This is a genomic window from Streptomyces africanus (assembly GCF_030816955.1).
Lineage (GTDB): Bacteria > Actinomycetota > Actinomycetes > Streptomycetales > Streptomycetaceae > Streptomyces > Streptomyces africanus.
This window is the reverse complement of sequence record NZ_JAUSYP010000001.1, coordinates 8,331,313-8,347,597: the sequence shown is the minus strand read 5'-3', so window position 1 is coordinate 8,347,597 and position 16,285 is coordinate 8,331,313. Positions and strand designations below refer to the sequence as shown.

16 protein-coding genes are annotated in these 16,285 nt (G+C 70.2%); 10 read left to right on the top strand and 6 right to left on the bottom strand.

From position 1 onward, the window contains the following. Positions 1-7 precede the first annotated feature (7 nt). The 10 genes from QF034_RS37995 to QF034_RS37950 all read left to right on the top strand — a co-directional run bounded on the left by QF034_RS37995 (position 8) and on the right by QF034_RS37950 (position 8,818). The gene (locus QF034_RS37995) at positions 8-169 is read left to right on the top strand and encodes an alpha-L-rhamnosidase C-terminal domain-containing protein (protein ID WP_307179196.1); all 162 of its coding nucleotides are present in this window, start codon (positions 8-10) and stop codon (positions 167-169) included. Positions 170-236: 67 nt separating this feature from the next. Beyond that, positions 237-533 (top strand): hypothetical protein, encoded by a 297-nt coding sequence (locus QF034_RS37990; RefSeq protein ID WP_307179195.1) that lies wholly within the window; start codon positions 237-239, stop codon positions 531-533. Positions 534-637: 104 nt separating this feature from the next. Further along, complete coding sequence (locus QF034_RS37985) at positions 638-1,759, top strand: PP2C family protein-serine/threonine phosphatase (protein ID WP_307179194.1); 1,122 nt, start codon at positions 638-640, stop codon at positions 1,757-1,759. A 143-nt stretch (positions 1,760-1,902) separates the two neighbouring features. Then, positions 1,903-2,820, top strand: coding sequence for an L-threonate dehydrogenase (gene ltnD / locus QF034_RS37980; protein ID WP_307179193.1), 918 nt, complete (start codon positions 1,903-1,905; stop codon positions 2,818-2,820). A 1-nt stretch (position 2,821) separates the two neighbouring features. Beyond that, positions 2,822-4,102, top strand: a complete 1,281-nt coding sequence (gene otnK / locus QF034_RS37975; protein WP_307179192.1) for a 3-oxo-tetronate kinase — start codon at positions 2,822-2,824, stop codon at positions 4,100-4,102. Further along, the gene (locus tag QF034_RS37970; protein WP_307179191.1) at positions 4,099-4,809 is read left to right on the top strand and encodes a class II aldolase/adducin family protein; all 711 of its coding nucleotides are present in this window, start codon (positions 4,099-4,101) and stop codon (positions 4,807-4,809) included. The genes otnK and QF034_RS37970 overlap by 4 nt, the downstream gene beginning before the upstream one ends. A 51-nt stretch (positions 4,810-4,860) precedes the next feature. Next, on the top strand, positions 4,861-6,168 hold the full coding sequence (locus QF034_RS37965; protein WP_307179190.1) for an MFS transporter: 1,308 nt from the start codon (positions 4,861-4,863) through the stop codon (positions 6,166-6,168). Between the two features lie 32 nt (positions 6,169-6,200). Beyond that, positions 6,201-6,992, top strand: a complete 792-nt coding sequence (gene otnI, locus QF034_RS37960) for a 2-oxo-tetronate isomerase (protein WP_307179189.1) — start codon at positions 6,201-6,203, stop codon at positions 6,990-6,992. A gap of 22 nt (positions 6,993-7,014) precedes the next feature. Then, positions 7,015-8,061, top strand: coding sequence for a D-erythronate dehydrogenase (gene denD, locus QF034_RS37955; RefSeq protein ID WP_307179188.1), 1,047 nt, complete (start codon positions 7,015-7,017; stop codon positions 8,059-8,061). A 10-nt stretch (positions 8,062-8,071) separates the two neighbouring features. Then, positions 8,072-8,818 (top strand): FadR/GntR family transcriptional regulator, encoded by a 747-nt coding sequence (locus QF034_RS37950; protein ID WP_307179187.1) that lies wholly within the window; start codon positions 8,072-8,074, stop codon positions 8,816-8,818. A 122-nt stretch (positions 8,819-8,940) separates the two neighbouring features. Here QF034_RS37950 and QF034_RS37945 read toward each other — a convergent pair whose 3' ends face one another. The 6 genes from QF034_RS37945 to QF034_RS37920 form a co-directional block, all read right to left on the bottom strand. Further along, positions 8,941-9,801 carry an SGNH/GDSL hydrolase family protein gene (locus QF034_RS37945; RefSeq protein ID WP_307179186.1) on the bottom strand — a complete coding sequence of 287 codons (861 nt, stop codon included), beginning with the start codon at positions 9,799-9,801 and terminating at the stop codon, positions 8,941-8,943. A 38-nt stretch (positions 9,802-9,839) separates the two neighbouring features. After that, positions 9,840-10,733, bottom strand: a complete 894-nt coding sequence (locus QF034_RS37940; RefSeq protein WP_307179185.1) for a rhamnogalacturonan acetylesterase — start codon at positions 10,731-10,733, stop codon at positions 9,840-9,842. A gap of 243 nt (positions 10,734-10,976) precedes the next feature. Beyond that, entirely contained in the window at positions 10,977-12,032 is a 1,056-nt protein-coding gene (locus QF034_RS37935; protein ID WP_307179184.1) for a glycosyl hydrolase 53 family protein, read from the bottom strand. 10 nt (positions 12,033-12,042) lie between these two features. Further along, a complete protein-coding gene (locus tag QF034_RS37930) occupies positions 12,043-13,875 on the bottom strand; it encodes a rhamnogalacturonan lyase (RefSeq protein ID WP_370880914.1) in 1,833 nt (610 codons plus the stop codon). A gap of 276 nt (positions 13,876-14,151) precedes the next feature. Continuing rightward, entirely contained in the window at positions 14,152-15,033 is an 882-nt protein-coding gene (locus tag QF034_RS37925; RefSeq protein ID WP_307179183.1) for an alpha/beta hydrolase family protein, read from the bottom strand. A gap of 203 nt (positions 15,034-15,236) precedes the next feature. Beyond that, positions 15,237-16,202, bottom strand: a complete 966-nt coding sequence (locus tag QF034_RS37920) for a PaaX family transcriptional regulator (RefSeq protein WP_307179182.1) — start codon at positions 16,200-16,202, stop codon at positions 15,237-15,239. Positions 16,203-16,285: the final 83 nt, after the last annotated feature.

Sequence of the window (16,285 nt, the reverse complement as noted above, 5' to 3'; positions counted from 1 at the left end):
TCTCCGCGTGAGCGCGAGATCATCGTGGCGGACGGCCGGGGACGAGCTGACGCTCACCGTCGAGGTGCCGCCGGCCACCACCGCCCGCGTGATCTTCCCCGACGGCACCACCGATACCGCCACGACGGGCACCTTCCGTGCCACTCGCCGTATGAAGAGGACGCCGTGACCGGTGGTAGGTTTTCAGCGGTCAATCGCTGCGCACGACCTGTCCGGACCGGCTTCGTTGGGGGAGAGTGAGCGCACCGTGGGTCAGGCAACAGCGCGCGGGCCGTACGCCAGGACACCAACGCGGGCGCACACAGTTCGCCGATGGGTTCCTCGACGAGGCCGCCCGCGGCCGGCTGCGCGAGGGGGTCAGCCCCGAGAGCGCCGCGGCTCTCTTCCCCGCCGTGCTCAACGGCCTCCAGTTGCAGTGGGTCCTCGACCAGGACCTCGACATCATCGGACCGCTCAACGACTTCGTACGCCTGCTTCTCGACCAGAGCGACCGGGACGACCGCGATGACCGGGAGGACCGGGAGGACCAGTAGGCGCAGCGCAACCCGGGCGGACAAGGGCGCGGCGGGGCGCCGGCCCGCGAGGGGCCGGGCCTGCATAACGTACGGGAGAGATCACGAACCGCCCGGGAGTTCCCATGATCGACACCCGCCGGAGAAGGCCGTCGGACGCCCTTGAGGCGATCGAGCCGCCGGGCAACGCCGAGCTGGCCGTCGGCGTGCTCTCGGTGACGGCCCTGGTGGAGATCCTGGGCGCCCTGTCCGGGTCCGCGGTGTGGCTCCTCGGTCTCCTGGTCTTCCTTCCGGGTACGGCGTCGGCGCTGTGCACCGCTGCGCAGACGAGGTTCGTCGCCGCCTGGACCACGGCCATCGTCACCCTCACCGTGCTGCTGCGCGGCAGCGACGTGGGACGGTCGCTCGACCGCGCCCTGCTGGTCCTGCTCACCCTCGCCCTGGGAGTGACCTCCGTCTACGCCTGCCAGCGCCGCATCAGACGCGAGCACGAGATGCTCCGCCTGCGCTCCACCGCCGCCGCAATGCAGCGGCACATCCTGCACCCCCTGCCCCTGGTCACCGACGACGTCCTGGTCAACGGCGTCTACGAACCCGTACAGGAGGACCGGCTGGTGGGCGGCGACATCTACGAGGTCATCGCCTCGCCCTTCGGGACACGGGTGCTGATCGGTGACGTGCAGGGCAAGGGGCTGGCCGCCGTGGGGGCCGCGTTCGCCGTGATCGGCGCCTTCCGTGAGGCGGCCCACCGGGAACCCACGCTCACCGCACTCGTCGACACCCTGGACGCCGCGGTCGTCCGGCACAACTCCTACGCCGAACAGAACGGCGACGACGAGCGGTTCGTCACCGCGCTCGTCGTCTCCGTCGACGCCCACGCCGAGGTGCAGATCGTCAACTGCGGGCACATTCCGCCCCGCTTGATCCACGACGGCGTCGTCGCGGCGCCGCCGCTGGAGTCCGGTGTGCCGCTCGGTCTCGCCGAGCTGTCTACCGAACCGACGACCGTGGGCTGGTTCGACTTCCCGGCCGGTTCGACACTGCTGCTGACCACCGACGGCCTCACCGAGACCCGTGCCACGGACGGCACGTTCTACCCGGTCGACGAGCGACTGGCGGAACACCTCGCCCTCTCCCCCACCGAACTGCCCCGGGCCCTGTACGAGGACGCCCGCGCCTTCGCCGGCGGCGTCAACCAGCACGACGACGTCGCCGTCCTGACCGTCCGCCGCTCCCCGTACCGCTGACCCACGCCACGGCAAACGCCCTCCGCCCGTGTGAGCGACATCACAGCATGCAAATCTTTGTCCTCAGGTCATCATATGACCTGATCTCCCCTCGGGGATTCGGAGCCGACCCCTCTGGACGACACGGCAGGACGAGGATGGGCATGGACGACGAGAACAAGTCCGCACGACCGCGTGTGGGCGTGGTGGGACTGGGAGCCATGGGCCTCGGGATGGCCCGCAGTCTGCGGAACGCGGGCTACGACGTGGGGGTCCACGACCTGCGGCCGGAGGCGGCCGCGGCCTTCGCCCGCGACGGCGGCACGGCGTTCGCCTCCTGCGGCGAGCTGGCAGCCGCGGTGGACGTCCTGGTCGGCGTGGTGGTCAACGCGGACCAGGTCGAGTCCGTGCTGTTCGGCGCCGACGGGGCGGCCGGACGGCTCCGCCCGGGCTCGGTCTTCGTCATGTGCTCCACGGTCGACCCGGGCTGGTCCGCGCGTCTCGAAGGCCGCCTGGCCGAGTCGGGGGTGCTCTACCTGGACGCTCCCGTCTCCGGGGGCGCCGCCCGTGCGGCGGCCGGCGAGCTCACGATGATGACGTCGGGCTCTGCCGCCGCGTACTCCGTCGCCGACCCGGTGCTGGAAGCCATGAGCAGCACCGTCTACCGCCTGGGCGACCGCGCCGGACTCGGCTCGAAGGTCAAGATCGTGAACCAGCTCCTCGCGGGCGTGCACATCGCCGCCGCGGCCGAGGCGATGGCCCTCGGCATCAGGTCCGGCGTTCCCGCCGAGGCGCTCTACGAGGTCATCACGCACAGCGCCGGCAACTCCTGGATGTTCGAGAACCGCATGGCCCACGTGCTCGCCGGCGATTACACGCCCCTGTCCGCCGTCGACATCTTCGTCAAGGACCTGGGGCTCGTGCTGGACGCCGCCCGCCCGGAGCGGTTCCCGCTCCCCCTCGCCGCCACCGCCCACCAGATGTTCCTCCAGGCATCGGCGTCCGGACTGGGGACCGAGGACGACAGCGCGGTGATCAAGATCTTCCCGGGGATCGCCCTGCCCGAGCCGGTGGAGGCGTGACATGGGAATCCGCCTCGGATGCATCGCCGACGACTTCACCGGCGCCACCGACCTGGCCAACAACCTGGTGCGCGCGGGCATGCGCGTCGTCCAGCTGATCGACGTGCCGCCTGCCGGCGCCGCACAGGCGGTGGACGCCGACGCCGTGGTCATCGCCCTCAAGTCGCGGACCGTCCCGGCCGCCGACGCCGTCGCGGCCTCACTCCGGGCCCTCGCCTGGCTGCGGTCCATGGGCGCCGAGCAGGTGTACTTCAAGTACTGCTCCACCTTCGACTCGACACCGGCCGGCAACATCGGGCCGGTCACCGAGGCGCTGATGGACGCGCTGGGCACCGACTTCACGGTCGCGACGCCCGCGTTCCCCGACAACGGGCGCACGGTCTTCAAGGGCCATCTCTTCGTCGGTGACGTGCTGCTCGGCGACAGCGGCATGCGCCACCATCCGCTGACCCCGATGACCGACTCCAACCTGGTCTCCGTGCTCGGCGCGCAGACCAGGCGGGCAGTCGGCCTCATCGACCACACGGTCGTCGCGGGCGGCGCCGAGGCGATCCGGGCCCGCATCGACGCCCTGCGCGAGGACGGTGTCGGGATCGCCATCGCCGACGCCGTCTCCAACGACGACCTCCTGCGCCTGGGTGCGGCGGTCCGGGGGCTTCCGCTGGTGACCGCCGGTTCGGGTCTGGCGATCGGCCTGCCCCCGAACTGGGGGGTCGAGCCGTCCCCTGCCGCCGCGCGGCTGCCGCCTCCCGGCGGCCACCGGGCCATCGTCTCCGGCTCGGTCTCCGTCGCCACCAACGGCCAGGTCCGCCGGTACCTGAACAGCGGCCGGCCCGCGTTCCGCGTGGATCCGCTGCGCGTGGCGGCCGGTGAGGACGTGGCCGGACAGGCCCTGGCCTTCGCTGCGTCACACCTGGACGACGGTCCGGTCCTGGTCTACTCCACCGAGCCGGCCGACACGGTCCGCTCGGTCCAGGGCCGGCTCGGTGCCGCCGAGGCCGGTGAGCTCGTGGAGCGGACGCTGGCCCGCGTCGCACAGGGGCTGGTGGAACGGGGCGTCCGCCGGCTCGTCGTCGCCGGCGGTGAGACCTCGGGAGCGGTCGTCCGGGCGCTCGGTGTCACCGGGCTCAGGATCGGACCGCAGATCGACCCCGGTGTGCCGTGGTGCGCGGCCACCCTCCCCGGCGGGGACACGCTCCACATCACGCTCAAGTCCGGCAACTTCGGCGGCCCCGACTTCTTCACCTCCGCCTTCGCCCTGCTGGACGAGGAGGCCGCATGACCGAGCAGCCGGGCACCACCGCCGGGACAGGCCACGACGAGGCCATCCACGACGCTGTCGACGAGGCGCGCCACGAGATCGTCCGCGTGGGCACCAGCCTGTTCGCCCGGGGCTACGTCCACGCCAGCGCCGGCAACATCAGCGCCAAGGCCGGCGACCACCACCTGATCACCCCCACCGACGCCGCCCTGGGGTTCCTCGAACCCGGCCGCCTCGCCCTGGTCGACGCCCGTGGCGAGCAGATCGCGGGCGACCGCGCCAGCAAGACCCTGACCCTGCACCGCCGCATCTGCTCCGCCGACCCCACGGCCCGGTTCGTCATCCACACCCACTCCACGCACCTGGTCGCGCTCACCCTGGCCGGGGTGTGGAGCCAGGCCGACGTGCTTCCGCCCCTCACGCCGTACTACGTGATGAAGGTCGGGCACGTCCCGCTCATCCCCTACCACCGGCCCGGCGACCCGCGCGTGGCCGACCTGGTGACCGCCCGCATCGCCGCACACGCGGCGAGCCGTACGCCCCTCAAGGCCGTGCTGCTCGACAGGCTGGGCCCCGTCGTCTGGGGACCCGACGCGGCCACCGCCCTCGCCGTCCTCGAAGAACTCGAGGAGACGGCACGTCTCTGGCTCCTGACCCACCGTCGCCCCGAGCCGCTCCCGTCCCACGCGCTCGACGAACTGAGGTCCACGTTCGACGCCGCGTGGTGACCCGCTCCTCACCCGTCAGAGAATTCCCCCGAGCCGCACGAGGGATCACCCATGTCCATGCCCATAACGACGTCCGCATCCGCCGACGTCGCCCGTGAGAACGCCGTCTTCCGCAAGGTCGTGCGGCGTATCGTCCCCTTCCTCGTCCTGTGCTACGTCGTCTCCTACCTGGACCGGGTCAACGTCGGCTTCGCCAAGCTCCAGATGGCCGACGACCTCGGCTTCAGCGAGGCGGCGTACGGCCTCGGCGCCGGACTGTTCTTCATCGGCTACTTCCTCTTCGAGGTGCCGTCGAACCTGATGCTCCAGCGCGTCGGCGCCCGCACCTGGATCGCCCGGATCATGATCAGCTGGGGCCTCGTCTCGGGGGCGTTCATGTTCGTCCACAACGAGGCGATGTTCTACGTCCTCAGGTTCCTCCTCGGAGCCGCGGAGGCGGGGTTCTACCCGGGGGTGATCCTGTACTGCACCTATTGGTTCCCCTCCCACCGCCGTGCCCGGGTGATCGCGCTCTTCATGTCCGCCATCCCGGTGGCCGGCATCTTCGGCAATCCGCTCTCCGGCTGGATCATGGACCGGTTCCAGGGCGTGAACGGCTGGGAGGGCTGGCAGTGGATGTTCCTGCTGGAGGCGATCCCGGCGCTCCTCATCGGCGTGGCCACGCTGTTCTACCTCGACAACAGCGTGCGTGCCGCGAAGTGGCTCACCGACGAGGAGAAGGTCGTCGTCGAGCGGGCGATCGCCGAGGACGCCGCACACCAGACCGTGCACGGCCGGGTCTGGGACGCCTTCCGCGAGCCCAAGGTGTGGCTGATGTGCCTCATCTACTTCTGCTTCGTGATGGGCCAGTACGCCCTGACCTTCTGGATGCCCACGTTCATCGAGTCCACCGGCATCGAGGGCAACCTCGCGATCGGCCTGCTCAGCGCGGTGCCGTTCCTGGCCGCGCTCGTCACGATGAACCTGCTCGGGCGTTCGGCGGACAAGCGCCGTGAGCGCCGCTGGCATCTGGTGGTGCCCAGTCTCATGGGCGCGGTCGGCTTCTCGCTGGCGGCGGGCTGGGCCGGGTCGACCGCGCTGTCCCTGGCCGCGCTGTCCATCGCCGCGGCGGGCGTGCTGACTTGCGCGCCGCTGTTCTGGTCCCTGCCCACCGCGTTCCTCGGCGGCACCGCCGCCGCGGTCGGCCTCGCCGCGATCAACTCGGTCGGCAACCTCGCCGGCTTCGTCAGTCCCTACATGATCGGCGCGCTGAAGGACGCCACGGGCTCGACATCACTCCCGATGTACGTCCTGGCGCTCAGCCTCGTCGTCGGCGCCGCCGCCGTGCTCACCACCGACAAACACGTCGTCAACCGCTGACCGGGCCTCCCGGTCCCCACACAGGAGCCACCATGCCGAGGTTCGCAGCGAACCTGTCCCTGATGTACACCGAGCACGATTTCCCCGACCGCTTCGCCGCGGCCTCGGCGGACGGCTTCACCGCCGTCGAATACCTCTTCCCCTACGCCTACGACGCCACGGAGCTGCGCCGCCGGCTCGACGACCACGGCCTCAGGCAGGTGCTGTTCAACGCCCCTCCCGGGACGTGGGAGTCCGGAGAACGCGGGATCGCGGCGCTGCCCGGCCGCGAGGCGGAGCTCCGCTCCGGCATCGCCCGGGCTCTGGAGTACGCCGCCGCCTTGGACTGCCCGCGGCTGCACGTGATGGCCGGGCTCCTGCCGCCCGACGCCACGCCGGAGGAACGGGCCGAGCACCGCGCCACCTACCTGGCCAACCTCGGCTGGGCCGCCGGGCGAGCCGCCGCGCTGGGCGTCGACATCCTGATCGAGCCGATCAACGGCCGCGACATGCCGGGCTACTTCCTGTCCCGGCAGGCGGAGGCGCACGCGGTCGTGCGGGAGGTGGGTGCCCCGAACCTCAAGGTGCAACTCGACCTCTACCACTGCCAGATCGTCGAAGGCGACCTCACCACCACCCTGCGCCGCGATCTGCCGACCGGCCGGGTCGGTCATCTGCAGATCGCGGGCGTGCCCGACCGCCACGAGCCCGACCAGGGCGAACTCGCCGTGAGCCACCTGTTCCGTGTCGTCGACGACCTGGGCTTCGACGGGTGGATCGGCTGCGAGTACGTCCCCCTCGCCGGCACGAGCGAAGGCCTCGGCTGGCTGGACGACTACCGTTGAACGACTACCGAGGAGACACCGTATGAGGATCGTCATCACGGGCGGCTTCGGCTTTCTGGGACGACAGGTCACCGGCACCCTGCTCAGGACGCGGACCTTCCGCGGTGCGCCGATCGACCGGCTGGTGCTCGCCGACCGGATCGTGCCGCCCGGTGCTCCGGAGACGGCCGACCCGCTCGTGGAGACGGTGCGCGGTGACCTGGCCGAGTGCCTCGACGAGGTGTTCGCGGAGCCGGTGGACGTGCTGATCCACCTCGCCGCCGCCGTCTCGGCCGAGTGCGAGGCCGACTTCGACCTGGGCATGAGCGCCAACCTGGACACCACCCGCGCGCTCCTCGAAGCCGCCCGGGCGCAGTCGGCCGCCGGCGGGCCTCGACCGCGCCTGGTGTTCGCCAGCAGCGTGGCGGTCTACGGCTCCGACCCGGCGCTGCCGCTCCCGCCGGTGGTCAGCGAGTCGACCCTGCCCACGCCCCGCTCCAGCTACGGCATCCAGAAACTCGTCTGCGAGCAGCTTGTCGCGGACTACACCCGCCGGGGGTTCCTCGACGGACGCGTGGCCCGCCTGATGACCGTGTCGGTGCGGCCCGGCAAGCCGAACGCGGCCGCCTCCGGCTTCCTGTCCGGCATCATCCGCGAGCCGCTGGCGGGCCTGCCCGCGATCTGCCCGGTACGTCCCGACCTGCGGGTGGTCCTGGCGTCGCCCCGGCGCACGGTCGAGGGGATCCTCCGCATCGCGGAAGCGGAGCGCGGTTCCGGGAGGGGCCGGTTGGAGGGCGGGCTGCCGGTCAACCTTCCGGGGCTCACGGTCTCGGTCGCCGAGATGCTGTCCACGCTGCGGCAGCTGGCCGGTGACGCCGTCGCCGACCTGGTGACGATCGCGCCCGACCCTGATGTCGAGGCCATCGTGGGTTCGTGGCCTTCCGTCTTCGACACCACGCGGGCCGCGGCACTCGGGCTCCAGCCCGATCCGGACTTCGCAGCGGTGGTACGGGACTACGCCGCCGACCACCGTGACGCGGTCCTGGTCGGCGGGCCGCTCACGGCGGGGCAGCCGAGCGAGGGTCTATAGACTGAAAACCATGTTTTCCAAGGTGCCCGGTCCTGTCCGGCTCGCCGACCAGGTCGCCGCGACGCTCTCCGAGGAGATCGAGTCGGGGCGGCTCGCCGAGGGTGACCGGCTGCCGACCGAGGTGGAGCTGGTCAAGCAGCTGGGCGTCAGCCGCACCGTGGTGCGCGAGGCCCTGTCGAGGCTCCGCAACGCGGGCCTGATCGAACCGCGGCAGGGCATCGGCGTGTTCGTCCTGCCGCGGCGCACCCGCCCGCTCGACCTCGACGCCGCCGACACCAAGGCGAAGGTGCTGCAGATCGTGGAGGTACGCCGGGCCATGGAGGGCGAGGCGGCCAGCCTCGCCGCCACCCGGGCCACACCGCACGACCTCGCGCGGATGCGCCAGGCACTGGACACCATCGACTCGGCGGTCGCGGCCGGCGGCGACGGCGTGGACGAGGACCTCGCCTTCCACCGGTCCATCGCCGAGTCGACCGGCAACGCCGTGATGGTCTCGACGGTGCGGTACCTGGGCGACGTGTCACGCAGCGGCATCCGCGTCACGCGCGCGAACGAGGCACGCCGGAACGACTTCATCGAAGCGGTCCGGGACGAGCACCACGCCATCCTCGCCGCCATCGAGGCGGGCGACCCCGAAGCGGCACGGGCCGCCGCACGCCGCCATATGAAACACGCCGCCGGCCGGCTCCAGGACGCCGATGACAGCTTCTGGACTCAGACCGAGGAACTGGCCGTGGATCTCGGCACGGCTCCCTGACAGCGGGCGGGCCGCCGTCACGAGTCAGGCCGGACTACTCCGACAGTGCGCCCATCGCCCGGTCGAGCGGCACGGCCGGCGGAACCGTGCGCTCGGCCTGGTGCCCTCCGGCCGCCCGGGCGCTACCTGAGATACGCGGCGAGCGGGAGGTTCTGCCGGCGCACGTCACCGGCGACGAGCGTGGCGATCTGCTGCGCCCCGTAGGTTTCGAAGTGGGTGTGGTCGTTGCAGAAGAAGGCGCCCACGGGGCCCGATCCGTAGTCGCCGTTGTTCGGGCAGAAGCGCAGGCTGTTGTAGCGCGAGACGCTGAGCGCCTGCAGGTCGACGACCGGCGCCCCGGTCGCGGATCCGGCGGCGAAGGTCTGGGAGACGAAGCCGCGGTTCTTGGTCGCCATGCCGCCGGAGCAGGTGATCGCGGCCACCGGGGTGAGCAGCACCGGGTGCGCGCCCCGGGCCAGGGCGGCCTTCGCCATCATGGTCATCAGCTGCTGGTACCGGGCCGGGCCGACGTGCCGGGGGCAGGTCGAGGAGGAGTCGTTGATGCCGAACTGGATGAAGAGATAGTCGCCGGCCTTCATGCCGGTGCTCGAGTTCAGCATCGCCTGCCAGCGGGACGAGTACGTGGTGGACGTGAGGCGGCACTCGCCGTCCGAGCCCTTGGTGCTGCTCACGTTCCCCTCGTACAGCCAGGTCTGGATGCTGCGGCCTCCCACCGCTTGGTTCCTGACCGTCACGTCGCTGTTGAACAGAGCGTCGAACTGGCTGCCCCAGCCGACCGGGCAACGGGCGGCGCCCGGGTTGGCCATGGTGGAGTCACCGGCCAGCCACACAGTGACCGGCGCGGCCGCCGCTCGTGCCGCCGGGGTGTGGGAGGCGCCGGTGCAGTTCGCCGCCACGCTGTCGGCCGCGGACGCGGTGCGAACGCCGAGGCTGGACAAGGCGATCACCAGTGCGGTCGTGACGAGTATCCGAAGGTTTCTCATCGGGTCCTTTCCCGGGGACGGGCGCCGCCGCGCCTCGGTCAGCGCAGGTACGCGGCCAGGGGCAGGCGCTGCTCCCGGATGCTCTGGAGCACCAGCCCGCCGATCTGCGTCGCGCCGTACTGCGAGAAGTGGGTGTTGTCCGTGACACCGTCGACGGAGGAGCGCAGGAAGAGCTGTGCGGAGGCGGACGGGCCGAGGGACTCGACCAGCGTCCTGCTCTTGGCGGTCAGATCGATCACCGGCACCTTCTGTGCCGTGCCGACCGAGCGCATCTGGGCGGGCAGGTCGACTCCGACGCCGTTTACGTGCAGCGCCGTTGGCGTGAGCCGGTTGCCGTCGAACAGCCGGCGGACCGGCGGGGTCACCAGGACCGGGACGCCGCCCTTCGCGCGGACCTGCGTGATCATGGAGGTGAGGTTGTTCCGGAAGGCGGACGCGCTGGTCTGCTTGTCGTTGTGGCCGAACTGGATGAACACCGCGTCGTTCGCCCTGACCTTCGACAGCAGCGCCGGGAAGAGCGCCGAGTTGGACAGGAAGCTGCCCGAACTCTCCCCCGAATCAGCGTAGTTGGCGACAGCTGCGCCGGGACGCACCGCAGTCGTGATCATCTGGCCCCATCCGGTGTAGGGGGCGGCCGGCTGGTCGCACACGGTCGAGTCACCGGCCAGGTAGGCGACCATCGGCTGGGCCGCCGGTTTCACGGAGACGGCCGACACCTGCGGGTTGGCCCCCGCGAACCGGATGTCCAGACCGGGGTTTCCAGTGCCGCCCTGGCCGGTCGGCTGCCCCTCGGGCTGCCGCACGTTGACCGTGAACGAGTACGTGGCGACGGCGCCGGCCGCCGTCTTCGTCGCCGGAAGCATCAGGCGCCGGGCCTCCACCCACATCTCGGTCTGCCCGGCGGAAGCAGCGCCGCCGATGGAGACCGTCACGTCGTAGTTGCCGGGCGAGACCGCGTAGTGACACTTGATCGGCGAAGTTCCGGAACAACCGGCCGGCAGAGCCCGCGTGGCGGCGTCGGCATGCGCCGCACCGGTGCCGACCAATGTCACAAAGGTCAGCAGACCCGCTGCACCCAGCCTGATTCCATGCCCTTCGAGGTCTAATGTCATGCGCATTTCAATATCCCAATCCTTGACCGGAGAGATCCCCGGGTTGAGGTCCACGGCCGTCGCTCAGGCCTGGGTGAAGCCGTTCATGATGACGGTGGGGCGCTGCGTGGCGGAGTCCCAGGCGCCCATGTTGTAGCCGGTGAACGGGGACATGCACTCCGGCTCCCAGTAGAAGATGCCCTGCCCGCCGTTGGCCTTCAGCGCCTTGATGTAGGCGACCAGCGAGGCTTGGGTCGAGGAAGCCCGGTCCACCCGGCCGCCGAACTCGCTCTGGAGGAACGGCTTGCCGTAGGCGTCGGAGATCTTCCTCATGTTCGCCACGATCCCGGGGGCGACGTCGGCGCTGCCGTAGGAGGAGAACACCGACATGTCCCACTTGCCGCCGTTCGCGGCGTAGCGGCTGAAGAACGTCGTCATCACGTCGTACTTCTGCGGCTGGGCCAGGTGGATGCACACGATCGAGTTCGGGGACACGGTCTTGACCTGGGTGTACGCCGCGTTGAGCAGCCCGGTCAGCTGCGCCGGGTTGGAGACGCTGCCGACGGGGCGGCAGATCCCGCTGTTGATCTCGTTGCCGATCTGGACCCACGTGGGGAGCACGTCGTTGTTCCTCATAACCGTCATGGTCTGGTTCACGTAGGTGCTCATGGCGGTGCGCATCTGGCTGTAGCTCATGTTCCGCCAGGCGGCGGGCGGGTTCTGCACGCCGACGGAGTTCCAGGTGTCGCCGAACATGTAGTCGAGCATGATCGACATTCCGGCGGCCTTGACCCGCTTGGCGAAGGCGGCGGCCTCGTTGATGCCGCAGTGCCCGTCGGTGGGGCTGCTGGAGGGGTTGACGAACGTGCGCAACCGCACCGCGCTGATGCCGTACCCCTTGAGAATGGTCAGCAGGTCCTGCTTCTGACCGCTCGCGTTCTTCCAGGAGAAGCCGCGCGCCTCCATCTGCGGCACCCAGCTGATGTCGACGCCCTTGACGAAACTCGCGGCGGCGTTGGCCGGCGTCTCCAGTTCGGCGAGCGCGGCGGCGGTGACGATCGCCCCGGCGGTGGCGGTGGTGGCCTTGAGCAGGGTCCTGCGGCTGATACGCCCGGAACCGACAGCCTCGGTGGGGTGCATGATCTCTCCTTCAGGGCGTGTAGACGGTCGGACGGGGAGCCGTCGGCATGGCGTTGCCGATGAAGAAGCTCGGGTGCGGGGGCTGGTTGTAGGCGGTGTTCTGCCAGGCCAGGGCCGTGCGGTACTGCGTGTCGTGCAGCAGGGTCGTGATCTTCGTGCTGGTCTCGTGCGGGGTCGAGTAGATCCGCAGGGCCCTGTTGTCCGACGTCGGCCAGACGACCTCTTCCCGCCAGTCGCCGAGGATGTCCCCGGCGAGCGACGGCGTGGCCTTGGTCCCGTTGTTGGAGTGGACCCCGGATCCGGTCAGCAGGCGGGTGTCGCCCGAGGTGCCGTACTTGTCGATGCGGGTGCCGTCGAGGAGTTCACGGACCGGGTCGCCGTCCCACCAGGACAGGAAGTTCATGCTGGACGGCTCCCGGCCGAGCGAGGCGCCGGTGGCCGAGCGCAGGGTCGTGTCGGATGCCGACCAGGCCTCCGCGCCCGGGCTGCCGGCGTAGATGTCGGCGGCGACGCCCCGGCCGTTGTCCGAGCCGGAGGCCGTCTGCCACAGCACCTGGCCGGTGCGGGCGTCGGCCATCCAGGAGCCCGGTGAGCTGGAGTTCTCGGAGACCTTGAAATACTCCAGGCCGGCGCGGGTGGGGTTGAGGTCGCCGACGTGGCCGGCGTCGCCGTGGCCCAGCCTGGTCGTCCACAGTCCGTTGCCGTTGTCGTCGACGGTCATCGCGCCGTAGACGATCTCGTCCTTGCCGTCGGCGTCGACGTCCGCGACGGACAGACTGTGGTTGCCCTGGCCGTCGTAGCCCTTGCCGCTGTTGGTCGAGGAGCTGGTGTCGAAGGTCCAGCGGCGGGTGAAGGAGCCGTTCCGCCAGTCCCAGGCCGCTATCACCGTGCGGGTGTAGTAACCGCGCGCCATGATCAGCGACGGGCGGGAGCCGTCCAGATACGCCGTGCCCGCCAGGAAGCGGTCGACGCGGTTGCCGTAGTTGTCGCCCCAGGAGGAGACGGTGCCCCGGCCCGGGACGTAGTCGACGCTCTGCATCGCCTTGCCCGTCTGGCCGTTGAACATCGTCAGGAACTCCGGCCCGGACAGGACATAGCCGCTGGAGTTGCGGTGGTCGGCCGAGGAACTGCCGATCACCGCGCCGGTGCCGTCCCTGGTGCCGTCGGCCGTCTTCATGGCGACCTCGGCCTTGCCGTCGCCGTCGTAGTCGTACACCTGGAACTGCGTGTAGTGCGCCCCGGAGCGGATGTTGCGACCCAGGTCGATACGCCACAGCCGGGTACCGTCCAGCTTGATGCCGTCGACGATCGTGTTGCCCGTGTAACCGGACTGCGAGTTGTCCTTGGCGTTGGTCGGCTGCCACTTCAGGACCAGGTCGAGCCTGCCGTCGCCGTCGAGGTCGCCGAGGGAGGCGTCGTTGGCCTCGTAGGTGTACGCCGAGTTGCCCGGGGCGGTGCCGCCTGCGGGCGGGGTGATGGGGACGTCCAGGTATCCCGACCGGAACTGCAAGGCGCGCTCGGAGGGGGCCTGTTCGGTTCCGTTCACCACCGGGCGCACCGTGTAGTCGGCGGAGTCCTGGGCGCCGGAGTCGAAGTAGTTCGTGGAGCCGGTGATCGGCGAGGAGTTGAGCTTGGTGGCGCCGCGGTAGACGTTGAACGCCACGTCGTTCGGGTCAGTGGCCAGCCAGCGCCACGACACCAGGTTCCCGCTACTGGTGTGGACGCTGACCAGACCTCGGTCGAGGCGCTCCACCTGTCGCGCGGTCGCGGCCTGCGCGGTCTGGGGCAGCACGGTGAGCGCGGAGGCGGCCAGCGTGAAGGCGGCGGCCAGAACGCCTGCCACACGGCCACCCGAAGCTCGGCGGATTCTTCGTGGACGCGGCGCCGTGCGTAGGCGCGGGTGAGAGTCGGTCACAGTGACCTCCGGTGTGGGGGGGGCGGTGCATGCCTGGTGAAGCGCCCGTCGTGGACCCGGCGATCGAGCGCCTCGCTGTACGCGTTCGTGGATGATCAGGGGACGGCCGTCCCGCACGCCCATTGAGTGACGTGATCATGACAATTCTGTCGGACGAGCCTCACGTGCGGGCACGTCACGCCGGGCGTGCGGAGCGGCTGCTTCTCAGCGCAGGACGGATTCCCACTTGGTGTTGGACCCGGCCGCGTCGGCAGGGAGGCGGTCCCGTGCGGCGGTGTCGCCGTACATGCTCCAGCGGGCCCAGTCGACGACGGTGTTCGGGAAGCGCTTGTCGCTCCAGAAGCTGGTGTGGCTGCCGCCGACGAAGGTGAGGAACGCCTTGGGCCAGGCTATCTCCTTGTACGCCTGCCGGGCCGAGTTGTACCCCGTGGTCGAGTCCCGGTCTCCGTGGACGAACAGGACCTTGGCGGAGACCGAACTGGACGGGTTGCCCATGTCGACGCACGACTGCGGGTTGGCGGAGATGATCCGGCGGTCGGGCCAGGAGGTCAGCAGGCCATGGGTGATCATGCCGCCCAGGGAGTGGCCGGAGACGCCGACGCCGAGCCCGGTGTTGATGTGCCCGGCCAACGGACCGCTCGCGTTGAGCGCGAGGGTGTTGGTGAGGATCTGCGAGACGTCCTTGGAGGAGTTGCCGTTGTCGACGTCATTGAAGTTGTGGTTGAAGTGCGGCGCGGGGACGATGAATCCCGCAGAGGCCAGGGCCCGGATGATGAACAGGGAGTTCTGCGGACTGCTTCCGTAGCCGTGGGTGAAGTTGTAGACGGGGAAGACACCGCCCGCGACCGGGGCGTTCGTCACCGGGTTGCCGCCGGGGGTGCCGGTGGCGGGGTAGTAGACGTATGTGGTGCACGGGCGGCTGCCGCGGGTCCAGTCGTACCGGCGCACGCCGACCGCGAACGGCGTGGTCGGTGCGCCCTGCGGCCTGGCGATGGCGCCTGCCTGCCCGGTGCCGAGCAGGGACGCGCCCATGCCCGCTGCTCCGGCCGCGCTCAGTGCCAGGAAAGTACGCCGTTGCATGCTCATGGATGACTCCTGTGTGAGTGGGGGGTTGCACGCGTGGAGCCCGAGGCGGTGAGGAGCGATGCGGTGGAGTCTGCTCTCTGGGGTCACATGACTGTGAACGCTCCCACACCAGGTTTGAATAACAGAAAGAGTCACCACCGGACTCTCATCTGTCAATCGCTGTGACGCAAATACGTCTGAACTCAGGGTCAGACGACGGGTCTTCAGCCGTGGCTGTGACCGATTCCAGCGCTCATGCCGGCGATCGTGTGGGCACTGATGTCGAGGTGCGGACCGTCCGCGGACCGGGCCGCCACCGAACGGACGTGTTCCTGGGCGGGGTGGGCCAGACCGTCGTACACCGCGACGCACACGTCCCGCGCACGGGAACGGGGCCAGTCAGCCGGCAGCAGATCGATGGGCAGCAGGGGGTCCAGTACCGGGAAGTGACGGTAGGTGTTCATCACTTCGGTGCGGGCACGCACCGCCGCGGCGCCGGTGACGTCACCGGCGCTGATGTGAGGCCGCAGACTGCTCCACCGCCGGATGAAGATCTCGTACTGCTCGGCGATGCCGGGCAGGTCCCATGCCTCGATCGGGTTGCGGTTGGCCTCCGTCTCGAGATCCACCTGTCGCGCGCGGAACACGCTCACCGCCCCCAGCGCCAAGTCCGCCAGTTCGGCACGCCCCTTGGGGGTGAGCGGGTGCGGCGACGCCCAGACCGCGTCGTACAGCGGCGCGAACCCCCGCCACCGCAGCGCGGTGCGCAGCGCGCGCCGTCGTGTGCTCTCCTGTTCCGGCACGGAGAAGGCGACCAGCGTCCACCATCCGTCCCATGAGTCGGGCTGCGTGGTGAACGTGGCGATGGAGCCACCGCCGCTCCACAGATCGACAGCGGCCTGACGCGTCAGCCGGTACGAGCTGTACCGCCCCTGCCGACTGCCCTCCAGCACCCCTCGGCGCGCCAGCCTGCTGATCGTCGTACGGGCGGCGCCGGCGGCCACGTCGAACTCCCCCAGCAACGCCACGATCGCCGCCGCCGGCAACCAAGCCCGGCCCGGAAACGTGTAGTCAGCGATCAAGGTGACCGCCAGGCTCGCTGGTGAACCGCCGGCCTGCCAGCGCGGCAGCCTCATCGGCCTGGTGCCCTCGCCGGAGAAGATCTCCTCGAGGTGGGACAGGTTCGCCAAGGTCTGCTCCGACGCGTCGAATACGGCGAGCCTCACTGTAACGGCCCGGCCCGACACCCAGCAGATATGACAGTTCCGAGCCC

What these genes read in the sequence shown, in the direction of transcription:
- QF034_RS37970 (WP_307179191.1), top strand. Translation starts at nt 4,099, where the DNA reads ATGACCGAGCAGCCGGGCACCACCGCCGGGACAGGCCACGACGAGGCC.
- denD (WP_307179188.1), top strand. Translation starts at nt 7,015, where the DNA reads ATGAGGATCGTCATCACGGGCGGCTTCGGCTTTCTGGGACGACAGGTC.
- ltnD (WP_307179193.1), top strand. Translation starts at nt 1,903, where the DNA reads ATGGACGACGAGAACAAGTCCGCACGACCGCGTGTGGGCGTGGTGGGA.
- QF034_RS37945 (WP_307179186.1), bottom strand. Translation starts at nt 9,801, where the DNA reads ATGAGAAACCTTCGGATACTCGTCACGACCGCACTGGTGATCGCCTTG.
- QF034_RS37965 (WP_307179190.1), top strand. Translation starts at nt 4,861, where the DNA reads ATGTCCATGCCCATAACGACGTCCGCATCCGCCGACGTCGCCCGTGAG.
- otnI (WP_307179189.1), top strand. Translation starts at nt 6,201, where the DNA reads ATGCCGAGGTTCGCAGCGAACCTGTCCCTGATGTACACCGAGCACGAT.
- otnK (WP_307179192.1), top strand. Translation starts at nt 2,822, where the DNA reads ATGGGAATCCGCCTCGGATGCATCGCCGACGACTTCACCGGCGCCACC.
- QF034_RS37950 (WP_307179187.1), top strand. Translation starts at nt 8,072, where the DNA reads ATGTTTTCCAAGGTGCCCGGTCCTGTCCGGCTCGCCGACCAGGTCGCC.
- QF034_RS37925 (WP_307179183.1), bottom strand. Translation starts at nt 15,033, where the DNA reads ATGAGCATGCAACGGCGTACTTTCCTGGCACTGAGCGCGGCCGGAGCA.
- QF034_RS37935 (WP_307179184.1), bottom strand. Translation starts at nt 12,032, where the DNA reads ATGCACCCCACCGAGGCTGTCGGTTCCGGGCGTATCAGCCGCAGGACC.
- QF034_RS37985 (WP_307179194.1), top strand. Translation starts at nt 638, where the DNA reads ATGATCGACACCCGCCGGAGAAGGCCGTCGGACGCCCTTGAGGCGATC.